This window comes from Kribbella sp. NPDC051586, from assembly GCF_044453965.1.
GTDB lineage: Bacteria > Actinomycetota > Actinomycetes > Propionibacteriales > Kribbellaceae > Kribbella.
In genome coordinates this window covers 656,473-674,782 of record NZ_JBITDF010000005.1, presented here as the reverse complement: position 1 = coordinate 674,782, position 18,310 = coordinate 656,473, and the positions used below count along the sequence as shown (strand labels likewise).

Below are 18,310 nucleotides of genomic sequence, written 5' to 3'. Positions count from 1 at the left end.
ATCAGCCCCTCTCGTGCACTGCGAACCCGCGCAGCGCCTCACCGACTACCAGCACGGCCAGATCGATCCGGCCCAGCGCGAGCGCCAGCGACCGGCGTACCTCGTCGTTGGGTGCCTTCGACAACGACCGGGCAACCTTCCGGACCCGGTCCTGACCGTCGAGCAGACGACCCATCAGCCTGTGCAGCTCGGCCGATGCCTCGTCGTCGTTACGGGCACCGAGTGCATCGGCCCAGCCGTCCAGATCGCGCCGGGTCGCGAACAGCGCCGTCATCACGCCACCGTCCGGTACGGCACCGGCTCATCGACCAGGTGCTCAAGGCACTCGTCGTGGTCGTGCTCGTTCCACTCGATCGACCCGAACACATCCGCGTACGCGCACGGCTCGCCACTCGGCAGCAGACCCAGCGCCTGGGCGAGCTCCTGACGCGCCAGCTCCAGCGCATCGACCAGGTCCTCCAAGACCAGCAGGTCATGGACGAACACGTTCACCTCAGCGCCGTCACCGCCGACCTTCAACACGACCCACGGACGCCGACCGCTCTCGTTGTACAGCTTGTACGACACTCCCGTCTCCGGCTCGATGTGCGCGTTCACCGTCATCAACGCGACCGCCCCGCCCGCCATGCTCAGGCCGCCTTCGGAGCCTGAGCGGACTTCGGCGCACGAACCGCCATCGCCCGGAACGACCAGGCAAGGCGCGGACGGTTGCCGTTCTCCGCGATGTACGGCGTCGCCGTCATGCCCTCGAACTCCACCGGCGTGAACGGCATCCCCTGCGGCTGCGGCGGCAACACCGGCGCCTGCTTCGCCAGGATCTTCACCGAGATCTGCCGGTCCGCCTTGCGGGCGTCGCGGTCACCGTCCATCACGTCGACCGACCACACGTTCAGGCCGGACTCTTCATCGATCGCGTACACCGGACGGTCCTTCGTCGACCGCTCGAAGTCCCGCACCTGCGTGACCTCCGAGACCGCGAAAACGCCGTACGGGAAGACCTCACCGAACTCGATCTTGAGCTTGCGCGGCATAGCCATGACTACTGCTCCTTCTGAGTAGGGCGCCTAGGCTGACTAGTCAGGCTGCGATATGACCAAGGTAACCAGCCTGGCTAGCCAGGTCAAGTATCTGGACAAGAAAATTCCTAGGCTGCCTAGCCAGGTACTACGCTGGGAGTCATGGAGCTAGACCCGAACGACCCACGTCCGCCGTACCGGCAGGTCGCCACTGCGCTGCGCGCCGGGATCCTCACGCAGAAGTTCACGGCGGGGGAGAAGCTGCCCTCACAGCAGGAACTCGCGACTCAGTACGGCGTAGCGCGGATGACGATTCAGCAGGCGCTGAAGGTTCTGCGTGACGAGGGGCTGATCGTGTCGAGAGTCGGCAGCGGGGTCTACGTTCGCGACCGGGCGGACCAGGCGGTCGGCCTTCGCCCGCACATCGAGCAGTCATTCGAGCGGACGCGGGTCACCATCGACTTTGCTGGTCTGACTGGGGAGACCCTGCTCGGTGCCCTTGAGGAGCCGATCGAGCGCATCCGGCGCGGACGCCTGACGCCGGAATCGGTCACCATCCGCCTGCTGCTGCCGGACTTCTCCCAGCCGCTCGCGGTTCCCTCACGTGCCGGTTCGAAGCCCGGCGACGACCCTGCCGTCCGTGACCGAGTAGCCGAGATCGCGCACCGGTCAGCCGGAGCCATCGTTGAAGCGGTCCGCGAACTCGGCGACCTGGGACTTGTCCAGAAGACCGAGGTTGAGACCCGGGTCATCCCGCTATCGATGATGTTCAAGATGTACCTGATCAACGACGAGGAGCTGTTCTTCGGCTTCTACCCCGTCGTTGAGCGCGAGGTGAAGATCGGCACCAAGGACGTTCCGATCTTCGATGCCGTGGGCAAGGACACCGTCCTCTTCCATCACTCAACGAGCGAGGGCGACCGGGCCACCGGTGCGCAGTACGTCGAGCAGGCCCGACGCTGGTTTGACAGTCTCTGGGGCACACTCGGCCGGACCTACGAGCCGTGACCGCCGAAGCGTTGGCCGTCACCTTGCGCAGGAGTCCTGTCATCCTGCTCGACTTCGACGGTCCTGTGTGCGCGGTGTTCGCCGGGTATCCGGCGTCGCAGATCACCGACGAATTGCGCGGTCTCGCGCTCGACCAGGTCGGTGAGCTGCCGCCGGCTATGTCTGCGATCACCAGCCCGCACGAGTTCCTGAGTGCTGCCGCCGAACTATCTCCCGAGCTGGGCCGCCACGTCGAGGAAGCCCTCCAGACCGCCGAGATCAAGGCCGTCGAGAGCGCCACACCAACCCCGGGCGTGGAAGCATTCCTGACCGCCTGCCGGGACGCTGGCCGACAACTCGCGATCGTCAGCAACAACACCGGCGCATCGGTACGCGCCTACCTCGACCGAGTCGGCTTGACCGGTTTCGTCCACCACATCGAGGCTCGTGACCCGTCCGATCCGGCTCTCATGAAGCCGAGCCCGCACCTGATCGAGCGCGCTGCCGAGGCACTAGCGGTGGAACCTGACGCGTGCACGCTGATCGGCGACCAAGCCACCGACGTACAGGCCGCTCGCTCGATCGGAGCCGCAAGCATTGGCTACGCCAACAAGCCGGGCAAGGCGGACGACCTCACCGCCGCCGGTGCTGACGCGGTTGTCACGCAAATCGCCGAGCTCACCGAGGCAATTCGGCGTTAAGACGGTTCGCCTGTTGACTTAGCCGTGCGGCCAACTGTCGACGTCCGCCGGTACTCTCGAAGCGTCGGTTCCACCACGAGGAGAACGCCGTGCCGCCGAGCGCAAGCGAGTTCAACCGGAAGTTTCGTGCCGCCCAGCGGCAGGCGCAGCAGCAGTTCAATCGGGACGTCCAACGGTTCCAGCGGCAAGTTGAAGCAGAGAACCGGAAGATCGAGGCCCAGAACCGGAAGGCTGTGAACGATTACAACCGTGCCGTCGATCAACACAACCGGCGAGCGGACGCTCACAACAAGAAGGTGATCGACGAGATCAACCGACGCCTCCAGGCCAGCGGACGTCCGCAGGTCCGCTACACGCCCCAAGAGCAAGAGCTGGTCGATCGCGTCCACGACGCGATTCCGGTCGACGTCCGCGAGTACGACGTCTTCCTCAGCTACGCCAAGATCGACGGGAGCACAGTCGCAGGCGAGCTGCACGGACGGCTTCGAGAGCTTGGGCTTAGCGTCTGGTACGACGAGCTCGCAATTCGACCGGGCAGGAGCCAGGCCCTGCAGATGGACCAAGGTCTTCGGAAGGCTCGGGCAGGCATCGTTTTGCTCACCGCCGCGTATCTGGCCGGAAGGTTCTGGACCGAACGCGAGCTCGGGGCCTTGCTGCACAAGGACACCCTGATTCCGGTTTTGCATGGCGTCACGTTCTCCGACGTCGCCGAGTACAGCGGCATCCTGCCCGACCTCGCTGGTTTCACAACCGAACGCGACTCCGTATCTGATATTGCCGCCAAGATCGCTGGGGCCGTCACCGCCGAATCGTAGATCTGGCCGAATCCGAGCGGTGCCCTGCCGAATTTGGCTCTTATGGATCAAGGCGCGCCTTCGGCGCGCGGCGCGGGCGTGCGCATGCGCCCTCCGGCCGTTCACCGCCCGCGCCGCACGCTTCGGGCATCTTCCGTTGAACAACCCCCAGGGGCTCCGCCCCCGGACCCCCGACCTCACTCCGGGATGCCACCGGGCCGTCTTCCCGCCACTCGGTGAGGCGAAGCCGAGCACGTCTGACCATGGCTGTCCAGACTCGCAAGCTCGACCCGCTGGGCAACTGGACAGCCATGGCCAGACGTGCTCCCTGGCGGTCACCGAGCGACGGGAAGCCCCCCTTCAACCAGCAGCGTTGTACAACCTGAACAGGGAGTCGCGCTGCCTGGGCTGGGTTCGCAGGTGCCTGGCCAGGGGTGGCGTCAAGCTCGAATCTGAGGCGGCGGATCGTTCTCACTCACGAGGGTGAGACCGCCTGTTTCGTCGCGCTGCCAGCGCCGCCCCGCCGCGTCACGGAAGTCGAGGATCGCGTACGGGCGCGTCTTCGTTCCCTGCACGAGATCGGCCAGGTCGCGGCGCACAGTCGCACCTGGTGGGAGAACCGGGATGTACTCGCCGACGCGGGCGTGAGCAGCGTCAGGTGAATACGCCTGCGGACTGACAGCGAATGCAGGGAGGTCCGACCCGTTCGTCACGACGATCACCGTGTGACTCTGGTTGAAGGCGGGGCCTGGTACATCCTCTAACCAACCGACGATTCGGCGTGCCTGTGACTCACGCTCATCCAGCCGCAACGCATCCCGCTCTTGCTCAGCCGCGATCCTCGCCTTGTCAGCCCGTCCGCGCTCAACGACAGCAATCCATACGGCGACGACGACAGCTCCTACGGTGCCGACGGCCGTTGCTACGTCGACGATGATGCGCCACAGGGGATCGTCCGGTGTCGTGGCGGCGATGAACACGTGCATGAGGCTACGACGACGGCCGCCGATGAGCGGTTCCGAACCACCGGTTCTGCTAACGGATTTGCTAACAGGACGTGTGGACGGCTGTGGACAGCGCCGGGAGGTCCGGGGAGTGACAGGCATGGCCGCGAGCGTCACGAGATGCCTTCATGGACGCCGGTCGACGGTCGATCAGCAACTTTGAATCTCGAAGACCAGGATCGAAACCTGGCGGGGGAGCAACAAGAACCCCCAGGTCAGAGCGTTTCTGACCTAGGGGTTCTCTCATGCTCAGCTGGTTCCGCCATCAGGGGTGCGTGGCGATGGGCGGCCGTACGTAATGTCCTGAACCCCGCGGAACTCTATCGGCACCGCGCTTTGGGCCCTCAGTGTCGCCAGCGCCGTCTCCGGTGCCTTGGAGCTGAGCGAGATGCTCACGGCGGAGAAGTCGTGGTTCGGCCCGGCCGAGCTGATGACGCCCTTGTTGGCCTCCAGCAGCGATCTGGCCGCCGCCACCAGTTCGTCTCGACTGTAAGGGGCCTGGCGGATGGACACCGGCACTGGCTGACTTGCCACGACTTGCTGCAGCTCGGTCGGAGGATCGCCTTTCCAATAGACCACGACGGTCTTGTGGTCATCGAGGATGCTCACACTGCCCGCGTTGGTGTCGCGGTTCTCGGTGAGCCACTGCATCACTGCCTGAGCCGCTTCCTCTTCGGCTGTTGGCAGAACTTCCCCCGGGACAGGGCCTTCGGGATCCCTCGGAATCTTGACACCCGCCTCCGGGCGCGATCTCGCGTCGCTATCACTCATGGACTCGATCCCTCCCCGGCATAGACAGTTCGCTGCCACCCCGCTGGTCCCACTATTGTGACGTGCCCGGCCCCACGCGACCTTCTGCTCGGCCGATACTCGTAGGATGCGCCAGGTCTGGCGAATCGTTGCGTTGGCTAGCATCGGGCCGTGGTAGTGACGGCGTCTGGGGTGTTTCGGCGGACCGCGATCGAGCGGTCGGATCAACGGGTTTCCTGGGAGCGAACGGACCAGGCCTTCTTCTCGAGTGGGTCATGCCACGTGCTGGCCTGGGTGTGCAGGGATTTCTATCCCGGTCGGGGGATCGCCTTGGCAGCGCTGTACGTGGGTGATTTCGAGCATCCGCTTCACGTGTACGCGAGGTGGGGCACGTGGGCGTTCGATGCCTCGGGTTGGAACCTGGAGTCCGAACTCCTGCAGGTCAACAGCGACTTCGAGGGTCTCCCCGTCCGACAGGTGGAGACGATCAGCAGTGACCTCCGGGAGTTCTGTGAAGAGCACGTGCATCGGCAACCGCACCAGTACTGGGCAGATCCGACAGAGCGCGCACGTGCCTATGTGGGCCGATACGACCCGCCCTGGCTCTAGCCGCTTCGTTGTTTTGTTCTTCGGCCGTGCAACCAGATCCTCTCGTCAGGACTCATGCAGGCAAAGGGTCCGATCTGGGGAGTGGTGATGGCTGAGGGCGACACGGTGCGCGAGCTGTACGAGGGCTGTTACCGGCGGATGGTCGGGCAACTGTTCGCGATCTGCGGGGACCTGGGTGCGGCCGAGGATGCCGTGCAGGAGGCGTTCGTGCGCGCGGTCGAGAAGCCCCGGCGGTTCGCTCAGCTCGACAACCCGGAGGCGTGGCTGCGGGCGGTCGCGTTGAACGCCGTACGCCGTAGGTACCGCCGCGCGGCTCGGTTCCACGGGTTGCTGTCCCGCACCGGTGTGCCCGAGACCGTTATGAGCGGGATGTCAGCGGACCGGGTCGCGCTGGTCGAGGCCCTGCGGCAGCTCCCCTACGAGCAGCGCGAGGCGATCGTGCTGCACCACATCGTCGACCTGCCGGTGCGTGAGATCGCCGTACAGCTGCGCGTTCCCGAAGGGACGGTCAAGGCTCGCCTCACCCGAGGCAGATCCCGCCTGGCCCCGCTGGTCCACGAGTTCGCCGACGACGCCGAGGAGGTCAACCATGTCTGAGCTGAAAGAACTGGCCTGGGACGTCCAGGAGACCGTTCAGCCGCTGCCGTTCGAGGCTCTCGAGCGTCGTGGCATCCGCCGCCGGCACCGTCGGCAGGCGCTGACCGGGGCAGGAGTCGTCGCTGCGGTGACGGTCGCAGTACTGGCCGCTCTCCTGCCGCTCGGGAACCTGACCGGCACCGAGAAGCCGTCGACCGCCGCCAAGCAGGCCGCGATCCCGGTCGACCAGGCGGCCGAGAACGTGATCCACGACCAGAAGGCGGCCATGTCCGGTGTCGCGTTCGCCGCACCGAAGCGGTGGGCCGCGGTCTGGTCGATAACGCAGCCGGGATCCACCTGGAAGTCCGCCGCGGTGCTGAGCCGCGACGGGGTGCGGGCCACCGCGCCGGTGCGCAAGAACGACTACGTCGTGGTGCCATACCGCGACGAGGTGCTGGCCCTGGCGATGCCGACGAGCATGAAGGGCAGCGATCCGACCTGGGCCCAGGCCGTGATGGTCCGCCTGACGGCTCAGGGCCGGATCGAGAAGAAGGTCCACTGGGCTCCGCCGACCACCGAGTTCGGGGACGGCGACGTGCTGCTGGCGTACGGCACCCTACGGGCGCTGAATCCGGAGACCGGCGTACTGCGGGAGGTGAAGATTCCCGGGATCGACAACGCCAGCCAGCCCCAGCGCGACAGCACCGGACGGTGGTGGGTGGTCGCCGGCAGGAACAGCGGGGTCGGCAACATCTACTGGACCGACGACCACGGCAAGACCTGGGGCCACTCCGTCATCAGCCCAGGCCGGGTGCTCGGCTGGCTGGGGGTCAGCCCGAACGGCCGGACGCTCGTGCTGATCCCGGGCTTCAAGCCCGCCCGGAGGCAGCACGATGAACAGGTACCGCTGCGGTTGTCCACCGACCGCGGCGAACACTGGACGACCGTGGCCACCCGGGACGCGCCGTACCTGCAGTCTCCCGTTGCTTTCGACAACGGAACGGGCCTCGCGCTCTACCAGGGCAAGCACCGCGAGCTCCTCCGACCCGGCGCCGGCGCACCGTTCACCCCGCCGACCGACCTGGGCAACCTGACCGCGGTAGGCGACTTCGTCTACGGGCTGCAGTACAACGGCAACCAGGCCATCACCAGCACCAACCACGGCAAATCCTGGAACTACTTCCAGCCCCGCTGAGCGCCTCGCCTCGGGGGAGCTTCAGGTGGTGGGGTTCCATTCGAAGTAGTCGGGTTCGGGGTCGACTTCGAAGCGGACTGCGTTGATTGTGGTGGCGCCGTCGAGCCAGGCTTTGGAGATCCTGTGGCCGCCGTCCATCAGGCGTCCGTCCGCGGACAGGATCACGGGGTAGTTGAGGTCGGCCTCCTGGATCAGGCCGGCGTGGCGGGCGACCATGCGGCAGGTGACCGGTCCGTCGCCGAACCAGCAGTTCTCGTCGAACTCGCGGATGGCGTCGATCGGGACCGACTCGACGGGGAGGCCGGCCGACAACTCCCAAAGGCGTTCGGTGAGGTAGAAGGCTCGGCCGCCGGGTACGGCGCGTGAGTGCTTTTCAGGCATCGGACCATCATCACTCGCCGAGCCGCTCGTCGCCCGTCCTTTACAGCGTTGGCTGGCTGGCTGGGGCCATGAGTGAACAGGAGGATCCCGGGTCGGCACCGGCAAGGAACACCAAAGGCGCTGAAGACGGGGATGTGTGACCAGGCGCTAGGGACTGGGGACAGGTCATGCCATGTCCCAGGTCGCCACGGGGGGTCCAAAGTTCCGGCGAGCGGGTCGGCAGCCAAGATGCCGAGTAGAGGCATCGCGGGTGGGGTGGTCGTCGTTGAGGGGTGATGTACGGTCGCGTCGCATGGCGCGGGTCTTGGTGACTGGGATGTCGGGGACTGGGAAGACGACTGTGCTTGACGAGCTCCGCCGGCGGGGGTGGATGGCGATCGACACCGACTACGACGGGTGGGTCGGGGCGGACGGTCGGTGGGACGAATCGCGGATGGATCAGCTGCTGGCGGATGAGCCTGATGTGATCGTTTCGGGGACGGTTGAGAATCAGGGACGGTTCTATGACCGGTTCGAGCACGTTGTACTGATCAGCGCGCCTATCGACGTACTCATCGATCGGGTCAGTCGGCGTACGAACAATCCGTACGGCAGGACCGCGGAGCAACAGGCCGAGATCGCGGAGTACGCACGCACCGTCGAGCCGCTGCTACGCCGCGGCGCGACGGCCGAGCTGGACGGCCGGAAGCCAGTAGGCGAACTCGCCGACCTCATCGAGGCTCTTCAAACGCGGTAGTTGTCGGCAGCTTCCTGGACTGTGCGCCTCCTGTCGCTCCAGACCCCGTCGTCGATCAGTTCGCGGATGATGTCGGCATGGCCGGCGTGCTGGGCGGTTTCGTTGACCATCCGGATCAGAAGGGCGCCCAGCGTCGTCTCCCGTTGGCCGTCGGGCCAGTGCGTGACATGGGCGGGGCTGTTTAGATCCAGTTCGGCGACGGTCAGGTCGGAATGGACGCACGCCTGGCGGTACACGCCCACGACGTACTCGCTCGTCTCATCAGGTGTGGCCCACATGTCGATCTCGGTCGATGGGTCGTCGCGGAACCAGGACGGGCGCTCGGTCGGCGGGCGGTTGAACGCCTCGCCGAGGTAGCCGCACTCCATGCCGGCGAGATGCTTCACGAGGCCGAGGAGGTTGGTGCCGGTGGGGGTCAGTGGGCGTCGGCGGTCGTACTCTGACAGGTTGTCCAACTTCCCGAGCACCACGGCCCGACTGCCCTGGAGAGCCTTCAGCAGTTCGTCTTTGACGTCCACCATCTGCGGACCTTAGCGGCAACTATGCGGAGGCGGCGTATCGCGGGCTTGGGTTTCGGGAGTGGGGGCGGATGCCGGGTGGGTTCCACGATCGCGATGGGGCGGTGTACGACGACGTACGGCTATGGATGCCGGCCGGCGAGGAGGTCGCCGAGTAGCTGGCCGAGCTGGGGCGGGAAGATCGTCTCCGCGGTGTCGGCCAACTCCTGCGCACGCCACCAGCGGAAGCCGAGGATGGTGCGGCTCTCGTACGCCGTCAAGCCTGCCGGCGCCGGCGCGAAATGATCGACCCGGTGCAGCAACCATTCCTCGTGTACGTCGAATGCCTGGCCGTCGAACTCGTACCGGTGATCCCGCCGCCACACCGGCGTACCGGCTGGAAGGTCAACCAAACCGGTCTCTTCGTAGGCCTCGCGGGCGGCGGCCGTTTGCAGGGATTCGCCTGGCTCGACCCCGCCGCCGACCGGGTACCAGCACTCGGCCTGTGACTTCGGATCCTTGGCGTGGATGAGGAGCACGCGGTCGTCGGCGTCCAGCAAGATCAGCTTCACCGCTAGCCTCGGCACAACGTGACCTTAGATCTCCCGGAAGCTGGCGCGTCCAGGAACTGGCGGATGTGGTCGGCCCAGGTGTCGGGTTGTTCGAAGTGGCACATGTGGGCCGTGTTCGGGATGACAATCAGCTCGCTCGGTACGGCGGTGTGGAGGCGGTGGGCCAGTTGGACGGGGAAGCCCATGTCGTATTCGCCGTGGAGGATCAGGATGGGTTTGTTGAGGGTGCGGAGGATCTGTTCGGCATCGCCGTCGAACCACGGGTGCGTCAGGCCTTTGATTGCGCGTTCTAGGGACCAGTCGCCCTGGTCGGTGCCCAGGGAGTTGAGGAGCTCGAGGTACGCCGGCGCGAGGTCCAGGTCCCAGACGAAGATCGTCGAGTTGCGCAAGGCCCCATGAGCTTCGTCCTCGATGCGTTGACGGCGGTGGTACTCGTCCCAGTCCGCTAGATAGACGTCGTTGTCCGCGGACGTGTACGCCGAGGTGGAGGCGAGCACCAACCGGCGTACCTGCTCTGGATGTTTGTCGACAAAGCCCATCGCGGCGCGCCCGCCGGTTGAGAATCCGAGCAGATCGACCTGCCCGAGCTCGAGCCGCTCGATCAGGCGATGAACGTCCCGTACGACGTACTCCGGCTGGAGCTCGTCGTCCGGCAAGCCCCGGGTGCTCAGCCCACAGCCGCGGAAGTCGAACAGCACGATGTGGTGATCGCGCGCCAGCGGCTCGAAGCCCGGCAGGAGGTACCCGTGACCGACGTCCGGCCCGCCGTGGATCACCACCAGCGAAGGCTTCTCGCTCCGCTGCCCGAGCTCTCGCACGAACAGCGTCACATCGCCGACGTCCACGAAAGAATCACGCATGCCGCGAGGATGCCAGGCGGCTCCGACAGTTCCTCGCATACTTGAGCGAGCACGAGGAGTCAGGCCTGAAGAAGGCGACCTGGACGGACGCCGATTCGCGGACCTCGATGTCGACCCGGAGATCGACAGATACTTGGCGGGTCAATCGTCGAGAGGGTGCGCATGCCGTTGTCGGATCAGGATCTGCAGGAGCAGCTTCGGGTGCTCGGGTACGGCGACGCGGAGCAGATCGACATCGGGATGCAGGGCGCGGTGTTTCGGCTTGGTGGGGGGAAGGTCGCGAAGATCTGGTTCTACGCGGGCGAGGAGGAGCTGCGGACGCTGGGCGAGTTGTACGGCACGATCGAGGGGCAGATGCCGTTTCGGACGCCTCGGATGCTGGATCTGCGTCAGCCCGGGCCGTACTGGGTGACGATCGGGGCGGAGCTGCCCGGCGTACCGCTGCGCTCGGTGGCGCCGGCATACGGGACAGCGGGGTGGGAGCGCGCGCGGGACTGCGTTGTCGACGTACTCGCGGCGCTTGCGGAGATCGAGGCGCCTGAGGTGTTGCATCGGATGACTGTGCTCGACGAGGCAGACCCGTTCAGGCCCGAGGGAGTGTCGTGGATCGAGGCGTTGACGGATCTCGTACGTCGGCGGGTGGCGCGGTTCGGCGATCAGCTCGCCGCGGTCATCGACAACTTCGACGCCAAGGTCGAGCGGCTGCTGAACCAGCTGTCCGAGCTCAAGGAGCCGGAGACCCGGCTCGTGCACGGCGACGTGACCGCGGGAAACATCCTCGTCGACGGGGACCTCTGGCCCGTGGCGCTGCTTGATCTCGGCCTGCTGACGATGCCGGGTGATCCGGTGTTCGACGCGGCAGCGGCCGGGAGCCTCATCGAGCTCTGGTCACCCAGGGTCCGCGAGGTCGAGGCAGCCTTCGACCAGGCGTTCGTCGAGCAGCTCGGGTACGACGCCGAGCAGCTGCTCCTCTACCGCCGCATCCACTCGCTCCTGATCGCCAACGCGCACGACCAGGACCCGTACGGCCGGGACAGCGCCGTACCGCTGGCTGCGAAGTTGTTCAATCGATGATGCAGAAGACCGTGCCGTCGGGGGACTTGAGGACCACGAAATCGGCGTTGGGCGGGTAGGTCCAGTCTTCGACGCGTTCGGCGCCGAGGGAGACGAGGCGGTCCACTCGGCTTCCAGGGTTGAGGATTCGTGGTCGAACCACAGGTCGAGGTGGGTGCGGTCGGTCTCGTCGAGGTGGAGGCGGGTGGGCGGCGCCGACGGGGGCGGGACGAGGAAGTCCGGGTTGCCGTCGGCTGTGAAGCCGAGGGCCTGGCTCCAGAACTCGGCGGCGGGGCCGGTTTTCGGGACGTTCAGGATGATTGCTCCGAGGGTTAGGGCCATGCTTCCCAGCGTGGCAGATTTCGGGGTGTAACGCAGTGGCCGGGTGACAGCGTCGGGAGGGGTGTACGAGACGCTGACTCGGAGGGAACCGTTGTGAGACTGAAGAAAAGCATCGTTGCCGCGATGACGGGAATCATCGCGACCGCACTGGCGACACAAGCGGCCGCGGCCGACGGGCCGTTGCAGTGGGCAACGACGCCGACGCATCGGCAGCCGGCCACGTTCAACGACGTGGCGAGCGGCGCGGGTGGTACGTGGGCCGTCGGCGGCGACCAGGTCGACGACTTCACCGATCAGCGCCCGTTGGCGATGCGCTGGGACGGGAAGGCCTGGAAGGCGACCGCGCAGCCGGTGCAGACGAACGCAACGCTGGAGAGCGTCGCAGTCGGTGCGGCGGCCAACGTGTGGGCGGTCGGTGAGGACCGGACGGATCCGGCCAAGACCCAACCGCTCGCCATGCACTGGAACGGTACGAAGTGGCAGGTCGTCAAGCCGCCCGCCGTACCGACCGGATCGTTCGACGACGTCTCCATCGCGCCGGACAAGTCGGTCTGGGCCGCGGGGTGGGCGAACGTCGGAGGCAAGGAGCGGGCCGTCGTCTACCGGTACGCCGGCGGCAAGTGGCACCCGCTCTACACCGGCCTCGAGAACTCGATCAACGCCAATGTGCTCGCCGTACTGTCCGCGAACGACGCCTGGCTCGGCCTGAACGCCGGCCTCGCCCACTTCGACGGCAAGCGCTGGACCCTGGTGAAGGACCTGCCGGTGGACGGATCCCAGATCCCGACCGGCATCGCCGCGGCCGGCCCGAAGAACATCTGGCTCGTCGGTGTCCAGTACGCCGCCGGCATCGCCCCACTCGCGATGCACTACAACGGCGCCAAGTGGACCCAGGTCCCCGTCCCCGCAGGCATGGCCCAGCTCTACGGCGTCACCCTCCGCAACAATCACCCAGTCGCCGTCGGCGAACGCTTCGAAGGCGCCGACTCAACCGCCAAGCCCTACGTCCTCCAGCTGACCGGCTCGAAGTTCACCCAGGCCCCCGCTCCCGAGGCTCCGACCGGCACCCTGACCGGCATCGCCACGGCGAACGACCGCACCTGGACAGTCGGTATGACGGCGAGCTCTTCCCAGTCCCCGTTCTCCGCCCTGGCCGCCTATACCCACTGATCGGTCACGCAACGTCCCGGGGGCGACGGAGGGTGAGACAGAGGCCGGGTGTGGAGGGTTCCGGGAAGCAAGTAGGCTTGCGCGGGCACTGCATCGGGTGCCCATGCTGATACTTGTTGAAAGAAACTCGCAGGGAACTCGAGGAGAAGACCGCGTGACTTCCCATCGCCCCGCGGCGGTCGTGATCATGGCCGCCGGGCTCGGAACCCGGATGAAATCGGCGACCCCGAAGGTGCTGCACGAGATCGGCGGGCGCAGCCTCGTCGGGCACGCCGTGGTCGCCGCCCGGGCACTCGCCCCCGAACACCTCGTGGTCGTGGTCGGCAGCGGCCGCGAACTGGTCGAGGCGCACCTCAAAGAGGTCGACCCCGACGTCAGGACCGCCGTCCAGGAGCAGCAGTTGGGCACCGGCGACGCGGTCCGCTGCGGGCTGACCGCCGTACCCAAGGAGTTCGACGGCTCGGTGATCGTCACGTCCGGTGACGTCCCGCTGCTGGAGGCGGAGACCCTGCACGAGCTGGTCGCCGGCCACGACAAGCACGGGAACGCGGTCACCGTGCTGACCGCGCGCGTGCCCGACCCGACCGGGTACGGCCGGATCGTGCAGGGTGCGGACGGCACCGTCGCGGCGATCGTCGAGCACAAGGACGCCACCGCGGAGCAGCGGGAGATCGACGAGATCAACGCCGGCATCTACGTGTTCGACGCGGCCACGCTGCGTGACGGCCTGAGCCGTCTGACCACCGACAACGCCCAGGGCGAGCTGTACCTGACCGACGTCGTCTCCATCGCCCGCAACGACGGCAAGCGCGTCGGCTCGCACGTCACCGACGACGCGATGCAGACCGAGGGCGTCAACAACCGCATCCAGCTCGCCACGCTCGGCGCGGAGCTCAACCGCCGTACGCTCACCAAGCACATGCTCGAGGGCGTCACGATCGTCGACCCGAACACCACCTGGGTCGACTCCACCGTGGACCTCGCCCGCGACGTCACCCTGTTGCCGAACACCCAGCTGCACGGCGCCACCACGGTCGGCAGCGGTACGACGATCGGCCCGGACACCACCCTGACGGACGTGGAGATCGGCGCGAACGCCACGATCATCCGGACCCACGGCTCGCTCGCGGTGATCGGCGACGGCGCGTCCGTCGGCCCGTTCGCGTACCTGCGCCCGAACACCAAGCTGGGCGTGAAGGGCAAGATCGGCACCTTCGTCGAGACCAAGAACTCCACCATCGGCGACGGCGCCAAGGTGCCGCACCTGACGTACGCCGGCGACGCGACCATCGGCGACGGCGCGAACATCGGCGCCGGCACGATCTTCGCGAACTACGACGGCGTCGCGAAGCACCCGACCCACGTCGGCAAGCACTCGTTCATCGGCAGCAACTCGGTGCTGGTCGCCCCGCGGACGATCGCGGACGGTGCGTACCTGGCGGCCGGTACGGCGCTGACCGAGGACGTCGGCCCGGGCGAGATCGCGGTCGCCCGCGCCCGGCAGCGCAACATCAAGGGCTGGGTCGCGCGCAAGCGGGCCGGTACCAAGACCGCTCAGGCGGCCGAAGCGGCGCTCGCCGAACAGGCCGGCGACGAGCAGTCCTGAACAGCAGAACAACGGGAGGCGCGGCGATGAGCGGGATGAAACGAACCACCGAGAAGAACCTGATGGTCTTCTCCGGCCGGGCGCATCCCGTGCTCGCCACGCAGGTCGCCGAGGAGCTCGGTAGCGGTCTGGTTCCGACGCAGGCGTACGACTTCGCCAATGGCGAGATCTACGTCCGGTTCGAGGAGTCGGTCCGGGGCAGCGACGCGTTCGTGATCCAGAGCCACACCTCGCCGATCAACGAATGGATCATGGAGCAGCTGATCATGGTCGACGCGCTGAAGCGGGCGTCGGCCAAGCGGATCACCGTCGTGCTCCCGTTCTACGGGTACGCCCGGCAGGACAAGAAGCACCGCGGCCGCGAACCGATCTCGGCCCGGCTGATGGCCGACCTGTTCAAGACCGCGGGTGCGAACCGGCTGATCTGCGTCGACCTGCACACCTCGCAGATCCAGGGCTTCTTCGACGGCCCGGTGGACCACCTGATGGCGCTGCCGATCCTCAGCACGTACGTCGCTGAGAAGTACGGCGACCAGCAGCTGGCCGTCGTCTCGCCGGACGCGGGCCGGATCAAGGTGGCCGAGCAGTGGTCGGCCCGGCTCGGCGGCGCGCCGCTGGCGTTCATCCACAAGTCCCGCGACATCGACCGGCCGAACGAGACGATCGCGAACCGGGTCGTCGGTGAGGTCAAGGGCCGGGTCTGCATCCTGGTCGACGACATGATCGACACCGCCGGCACGATCACGAAGGCCGCCGACGCCCTGTACGCCGAGGGTGCCGCCGGCGTGGTGATCGCCGCGACCCATGCGATCCTGTCCGGTCCAGCGGTCGACCGCCTGAAGAACTGCCAGGCCAGCGAGGTCATCGTCACCAACACGCTGCCCATCGCCGAGGAGCGCCGCTTCGACAAGCTCACCGAGCTGTCGATCGCCCCGCTGATCAGCCGAGCCATCCGCGAGGTCTTCGAGGACGGCTCGGTCACCAGCCTGTTCGACGGCCGCGCCTGAGACTCAGGCCTTCCGCCGGGAGCGGTAGCGAAGTAGTAGCCCGCTGCCCAGCCGCTTAGATTGACCCCATGCGAATCGCTGTCTTCCACCCCGGTGCGATGGGCTCCAAACTCGCGGCACAGCTGGTCGTTGCAGGTCACGAAGTCCATTGGGTCCCGGAGGGGCGCAGCGAGGCGTCCAAGCTGCGGGCCGATGAAGCCGGCCTGATCGGTTCGCCGTTCGCCGGGGCCATCGAGCAGGCTGACGTCGTCCCCAGTTCGTGTGCCCCGCAGGGTGCCGTGGACATCGCCAAGCAGGTCGGCACGGCAGGATTCGCGGGGCTGTACGTCGAGGCCAATCCGCTGTCGCCGATGTCGCTGCGCGAGGCACAGTCCGCCGTACCGCGGGCCACCTTCGTCGACGCCGGCGTGGTCGGGCCGCCGCCGACCGGTGGACCGAGTCCGACCCACCTGATGCTGTCCGGTACGGCGGCCGATCGGGTCGCCGCGTTGTGGGCCGGGACCGCGGTCACCCCGATGGTGGTCGGCGCCGAACCAGGTGCGGCCAGCGCGGCGAAATCGTCGTACGCGCTCTACAACAAGGGCAAGGCGGCGCTGGCGGTGCTCGCGTTCCAGCTGGCGGAGAAGCACGGCGTGACTGAGGCGCTCGTTGCGCAGCAGACTCGCGCCGACGGCGGTTCGCTGAAGGACCCGGCGCTCCCGGATCAGCTCCGCAGCGTGGCGTGGCGGTGGGGTCCGGAGTTCGACGAACTCGCCGAGACGCTCGACAACGCCGGCCTCGAAGGCGATGCGGCCCGCGCCCTCCGCGAGGTCTGGACCAAGCTCACCTGAACGTCGGCTGCCCGTAGTCCCGGAGCACGAACGACGGGATCAGGTCGATCAGCCGGCTCATCGCCTCGAGCCGAGCCAGCACATCCGGTACGGCGAAGCCGCCGGTGCCCCAGCTGACAAGGGCGTTGCCCGCGATCTGCCACTCCAGGCCCGGGTTCTGCAGCACGCACTCCATCATCCGGGGATGCATGACGGCCGATCCGTACCGGTCGTCGGCGCACTCGACCCGGAACCGCTCGTTGAACTGCTCGTTCTCCAGCTGGAGATCGCGGCCACGCAGCGCCCGGCGCAGTCCGGAATCGTGCATGAGCGTGAGCGGCGGCAGCGAAGCCGGGAGGTTCAGGGCAACGAGGTGGACGGTGTGGGTCTGCTGGGTCTTTCCGCTGCTCGTCGTGTACGTGTAGTCGAACACGCACATTCCGCGACCGCGATAGTCGCCGGCGTACATCTCGGTCGCCTCGCCGTGGGTGTACAGGCCGGCGGCAACCTCCTCCAGCCACGGATTCGGTGGGGCCAGGACCCAGCCCGCTGCCGCGGCCTCCGCGGCCCGCTGCGCAAGGGCCGCGCGGCGCCGCCGGAAGTTCCAGATCAGCAGCGGGGCCACGACCGCGGCCCCCACCAGGGGGAGGACCAGACTGAGCACCGCCTGCAGTGAGATCACGCCGGTAAACGTAGGCCGGAAACGGCTCACCGGGACGGCTGTCGCTAGGGGAGCAAAGTGCCTCAGCCACACGATTTCCCGTCTGGCCGGAGTGGTGGGTAGACTGTTTTGGTTGCCTCGGCGAGGGACGCCCCCCGAGAAGTGCAGGGCGCGGCTCCGTGATCGACGCGGTGGTTCGTTGCCTGACGCCTTATCCGGGGTCAGCAGGCGCCCGCTGAGGCCGCAGCCGAGTTCCATCCAGACAACTGATCACCGCAACGCTTTTGAGGAGTTCATCTCGTGGCCGAGGTCAAGATCCAAGCCGAATCGCGTACGGAGTTCGGCAAGGGGGCTGCCCGCCGAATCCGCCGGGACAACAAGGTTCCCGCCGTCCTCTACGGCCACGGCAGTGACCCGGTGCACATCACGCTGCCCGGTCACGACACCATGCTGGCCCTGAAGACCGCCAACGCCCTGCTGATGATCGAGGTCGAGGGCGGGGAGTCCCACCTCGCGCTGCCGAAGCAGGTCCAGCGCGACCCGCTGAAGGGCTTCATCGAGCACGTCGACCTGGTCATCGTGCGCCGCGGCGAGAAGGTCCAGGTCGACATCGCGGTCCACCTCGACGGCGAGGCCGTCAGCGACGCGCTGGTCGTCCTGGAGGCCCAGAGCATCCTGGTCGAGGCCGAGGCGACGCACATCCCCGACGGCGTCACCGTGTCGATCGAGGGCCTCGAGATCGGCGCCCAGATCCACGCCTCCGACCTGAAGCTCCCGACCGGCACCACGCTGGCCATCGAGCCGGACACCCTGGTCGTCAACGTCACCGCCCAGCCGACCGCCGAGCAGGTCGACGCCGAGATGGCCGAGGCCGAGGCCGAGGCCGGCGTGCAGCGCGACGAGCCGACCCCCGTCGAGGAGCCGGTGGCCGCCGCGGCCGAGTAGTCTGCACTCGGCATCAGCAGCCGAACTTCAGGAGGGCCG

23 protein-coding genes are annotated in these 18,310 nt (G+C 67.2%); 12 read left to right on the top strand and 11 right to left on the bottom strand.

The window, feature by feature from the left end; genetic code table 11:
* Position 1: 1 nt before the first annotated feature.
* From ACIA58_RS36895 to ACIA58_RS36885, 3 genes are read right to left on the bottom strand one after another with little or no spacing between them, the layout of a single operon-like run.
* Positions 2-274 (bottom strand): hypothetical protein, encoded by a 273-nt coding sequence (locus ACIA58_RS36895; protein WP_396408494.1) that lies wholly within the window; start codon positions 272-274, stop codon positions 2-4.
* Complete coding sequence (locus ACIA58_RS36890; protein WP_396408493.1) at positions 274-627, bottom strand: hypothetical protein; 354 nt, start codon at positions 625-627, stop codon at positions 274-276. Before ACIA58_RS36890 ends, ACIA58_RS36895 begins: the two co-directional genes overlap by 1 nt.
* Before the next feature lie 2 nt (positions 628-629).
* A complete protein-coding gene (locus ACIA58_RS36885) occupies positions 630-1,037 on the bottom strand; it encodes a plasmid replication, integration and excision activator (protein ID WP_396408492.1) in 408 nt (135 codons plus the stop codon).
* 141 nt (positions 1,038-1,178) lie between these two features.
* On the opposite strand from ACIA58_RS36885, the gene ACIA58_RS36880 reads away from it, so the two are divergent.
* From ACIA58_RS36880 to ACIA58_RS36870, 3 genes are all read left to right on the top strand, one after another.
* A complete protein-coding gene (locus tag ACIA58_RS36880) occupies positions 1,179-2,024 on the top strand; it encodes a GntR family transcriptional regulator (protein ID WP_396408491.1) in 846 nt (281 codons plus the stop codon).
* Complete coding sequence (locus tag ACIA58_RS36875; protein WP_329002868.1) at positions 2,021-2,704, top strand: HAD family phosphatase; 684 nt, start codon at positions 2,021-2,023, stop codon at positions 2,702-2,704. Before ACIA58_RS36880 ends, ACIA58_RS36875 begins: the two co-directional genes overlap by 4 nt.
* Before the next feature lie 89 nt (positions 2,705-2,793).
* Positions 2,794-3,519: a toll/interleukin-1 receptor domain-containing protein gene (locus ACIA58_RS36870; protein ID WP_329002867.1), complete on the top strand. Its 726-nt coding sequence runs from the start codon at positions 2,794-2,796 to the stop codon at positions 3,517-3,519.
* 419 nt (positions 3,520-3,938) lie between these two features.
* Here the strand turns inward: ACIA58_RS36870 and ACIA58_RS36865 are convergent, their stop codons facing one another.
* Positions 3,939-4,478, bottom strand: coding sequence for a hypothetical protein (locus tag ACIA58_RS36865; RefSeq protein ID WP_396408490.1), 540 nt, complete (start codon positions 4,476-4,478; stop codon positions 3,939-3,941).
* Between the two features lie 273 nt (positions 4,479-4,751).
* A complete protein-coding gene (locus ACIA58_RS36860) occupies positions 4,752-5,273 on the bottom strand; it encodes a hypothetical protein (RefSeq protein WP_396408489.1) in 522 nt (173 codons plus the stop codon).
* 675 nt (positions 5,274-5,948) lie between these two features.
* Between ACIA58_RS36860 and ACIA58_RS36855 the strand changes: the two genes are divergently transcribed.
* A complete protein-coding gene (locus ACIA58_RS36855) occupies positions 5,949-6,458 on the top strand; it encodes an RNA polymerase sigma factor (protein WP_396408488.1) in 510 nt (169 codons plus the stop codon).
* Positions 6,451-7,632: a hypothetical protein gene (locus ACIA58_RS36850; RefSeq protein ID WP_396408487.1), complete on the top strand. Its 1,182-nt coding sequence runs from the start codon at positions 6,451-6,453 to the stop codon at positions 7,630-7,632. Before ACIA58_RS36855 ends, ACIA58_RS36850 begins: the two co-directional genes overlap by 8 nt.
* Before the next feature lie 21 nt (positions 7,633-7,653).
* Here the strand turns inward: ACIA58_RS36850 and ACIA58_RS36845 are convergent, their stop codons facing one another.
* A complete protein-coding gene (locus ACIA58_RS36845) occupies positions 7,654-8,013 on the bottom strand; it encodes a hypothetical protein (protein WP_396408486.1) in 360 nt (119 codons plus the stop codon).
* A gap of 292 nt (positions 8,014-8,305) precedes the next feature.
* Between ACIA58_RS36845 and ACIA58_RS36840 the strand changes: the two genes are divergently transcribed.
* A complete protein-coding gene (locus ACIA58_RS36840; RefSeq protein WP_396408485.1) occupies positions 8,306-8,749 on the top strand; it encodes an AAA family ATPase in 444 nt (147 codons plus the stop codon).
* Here ACIA58_RS36840 and ACIA58_RS36835 read toward each other — a convergent pair.
* The 3 genes from ACIA58_RS36835 to ACIA58_RS36825 form a co-directional block, all read right to left on the bottom strand.
* Positions 8,737-9,270, bottom strand: a complete 534-nt coding sequence (locus tag ACIA58_RS36835) for a DinB family protein (RefSeq protein WP_396408484.1) — start codon at positions 9,268-9,270, stop codon at positions 8,737-8,739. The two genes, ACIA58_RS36840 and ACIA58_RS36835, sit on opposite strands and share 13 nt — an antisense overlap.
* Positions 9,271-9,389: 119 nt before the next feature.
* Positions 9,390-9,833: an NUDIX hydrolase gene (locus ACIA58_RS36830; protein WP_396408483.1), complete on the bottom strand. Its 444-nt coding sequence runs from the start codon at positions 9,831-9,833 to the stop codon at positions 9,390-9,392.
* Positions 9,821-10,678 (bottom strand): alpha/beta fold hydrolase, encoded by an 858-nt coding sequence (locus ACIA58_RS36825; RefSeq protein ID WP_396408482.1) that lies wholly within the window; start codon positions 10,676-10,678, stop codon positions 9,821-9,823. The genes ACIA58_RS36830 and ACIA58_RS36825 overlap by 13 nt, the downstream gene beginning before the upstream one ends.
* Positions 10,679-10,840: 162 nt before the next feature.
* On the opposite strand from ACIA58_RS36825, the gene ACIA58_RS36820 reads away from it, so the two are divergent.
* A complete protein-coding gene (locus ACIA58_RS36820) occupies positions 10,841-11,752 on the top strand; it encodes a phosphotransferase family protein (protein ID WP_396408481.1) in 912 nt (303 codons plus the stop codon).
* Here the strand turns inward: ACIA58_RS36820 and ACIA58_RS36815 are convergent.
* Complete coding sequence (locus ACIA58_RS36815) at positions 11,742-11,894, bottom strand: VOC family protein (protein ID WP_396408480.1); 153 nt, start codon at positions 11,892-11,894, stop codon at positions 11,742-11,744. The genes ACIA58_RS36820 and ACIA58_RS36815 overlap by 11 nt on opposite strands.
* Before the next feature lie 272 nt (positions 11,895-12,166).
* Between ACIA58_RS36815 and ACIA58_RS36810 the strand changes: the two genes are divergently transcribed.
* The 4 genes from ACIA58_RS36810 (at position 12,167) to ACIA58_RS36795 (ending at position 16,686) form a co-directional block, all read left to right on the top strand.
* Positions 12,167-13,243 (top strand): hypothetical protein, encoded by a 1,077-nt coding sequence (locus ACIA58_RS36810; RefSeq protein WP_396408479.1) that lies wholly within the window; start codon positions 12,167-12,169, stop codon positions 13,241-13,243.
* Positions 13,244-13,397: 154 nt separating this feature from the next.
* Positions 13,398-14,849 carry a bifunctional UDP-N-acetylglucosamine diphosphorylase/glucosamine-1-phosphate N-acetyltransferase GlmU gene (glmU, locus tag ACIA58_RS36805; protein WP_396408478.1) on the top strand — a complete coding sequence of 484 codons (1,452 nt, stop codon included), beginning with the start codon at positions 13,398-13,400 and terminating at the stop codon, positions 14,847-14,849.
* Between the two features lie 26 nt (positions 14,850-14,875).
* Positions 14,876-15,856 (top strand): ribose-phosphate diphosphokinase, encoded by a 981-nt coding sequence (locus ACIA58_RS36800; protein WP_396408477.1) that lies wholly within the window; start codon positions 14,876-14,878, stop codon positions 15,854-15,856.
* Between the two features lie 68 nt (positions 15,857-15,924).
* Positions 15,925-16,686 (top strand): DUF1932 domain-containing protein, encoded by a 762-nt coding sequence (locus ACIA58_RS36795; protein ID WP_396408476.1) that lies wholly within the window; start codon positions 15,925-15,927, stop codon positions 16,684-16,686.
* Here ACIA58_RS36795 and ACIA58_RS36790 read toward each other — a convergent pair.
* Entirely contained in the window at positions 16,679-17,347 is a 669-nt protein-coding gene (locus tag ACIA58_RS36790) for a DUF3137 domain-containing protein (RefSeq protein WP_396408475.1), read from the bottom strand. The genes ACIA58_RS36795 and ACIA58_RS36790 overlap by 8 nt on opposite strands.
* Positions 17,348-17,626: 279 nt before the next feature.
* Here ACIA58_RS36790 and ACIA58_RS36785 point away from each other — a divergent pair, with 279 nt between their 5' ends.
* Positions 17,627-18,271, top strand: coding sequence for a 50S ribosomal protein L25/general stress protein Ctc (locus ACIA58_RS36785; RefSeq protein ID WP_396408474.1), 645 nt, complete (start codon positions 17,627-17,629; stop codon positions 18,269-18,271).
* Positions 18,272-18,310 lie beyond the last annotated feature (39 nt).

Bases quoted from the DNA above. Each gene is read 5' to 3' on its own strand.
- ACIA58_RS36835 (WP_396408484.1), bottom strand. From the start codon at position 9,270: ATGGTGGACGTCAAAGACGAACTGCTGAAGGCTCTCCAGGGCAGTCGG.
- ACIA58_RS36880 (WP_396408491.1), top strand. From the start codon at position 1,179: ATGGAGCTAGACCCGAACGACCCACGTCCGCCGTACCGGCAGGTCGCC.
- ACIA58_RS36800 (WP_396408477.1), top strand. From the start codon at position 14,876: ATGAGCGGGATGAAACGAACCACCGAGAAGAACCTGATGGTCTTCTCC.
- ACIA58_RS36840 (WP_396408485.1), top strand. From the start codon at position 8,306: ATGGCGCGGGTCTTGGTGACTGGGATGTCGGGGACTGGGAAGACGACT.
- ACIA58_RS36795 (WP_396408476.1), top strand. From the start codon at position 15,925: ATGCGAATCGCTGTCTTCCACCCCGGTGCGATGGGCTCCAAACTCGCG.
- ACIA58_RS36890 (WP_396408493.1), bottom strand. From the start codon at position 627: ATGGCGGGCGGGGCGGTCGCGTTGATGACGGTGAACGCGCACATCGAG.
- ACIA58_RS36850 (WP_396408487.1), top strand. From the start codon at position 6,451: ATGTCTGAGCTGAAAGAACTGGCCTGGGACGTCCAGGAGACCGTTCAG.
- ACIA58_RS36885 (WP_396408492.1), bottom strand. From the start codon at position 1,037: ATGGCTATGCCGCGCAAGCTCAAGATCGAGTTCGGTGAGGTCTTCCCG.
- ACIA58_RS36845 (WP_396408486.1), bottom strand. From the start codon at position 8,013: ATGCCTGAAAAGCACTCACGCGCCGTACCCGGCGGCCGAGCCTTCTAC.
- ACIA58_RS36820 (WP_396408481.1), top strand. From the start codon at position 10,841: ATGCCGTTGTCGGATCAGGATCTGCAGGAGCAGCTTCGGGTGCTCGGG.
- ACIA58_RS36825 (WP_396408482.1), bottom strand. From the start codon at position 10,678: ATGCGTGATTCTTTCGTGGACGTCGGCGATGTGACGCTGTTCGTGCGA.
- ACIA58_RS36860 (WP_396408489.1), bottom strand. From the start codon at position 5,273: ATGAGTGATAGCGACGCGAGATCGCGCCCGGAGGCGGGTGTCAAGATT.
- ACIA58_RS36895 (WP_396408494.1), bottom strand. From the start codon at position 274: ATGACGGCGCTGTTCGCGACCCGGCGCGATCTGGACGGCTGGGCCGAT.
- ACIA58_RS36855 (WP_396408488.1), top strand. From the start codon at position 5,949: ATGGCTGAGGGCGACACGGTGCGCGAGCTGTACGAGGGCTGTTACCGG.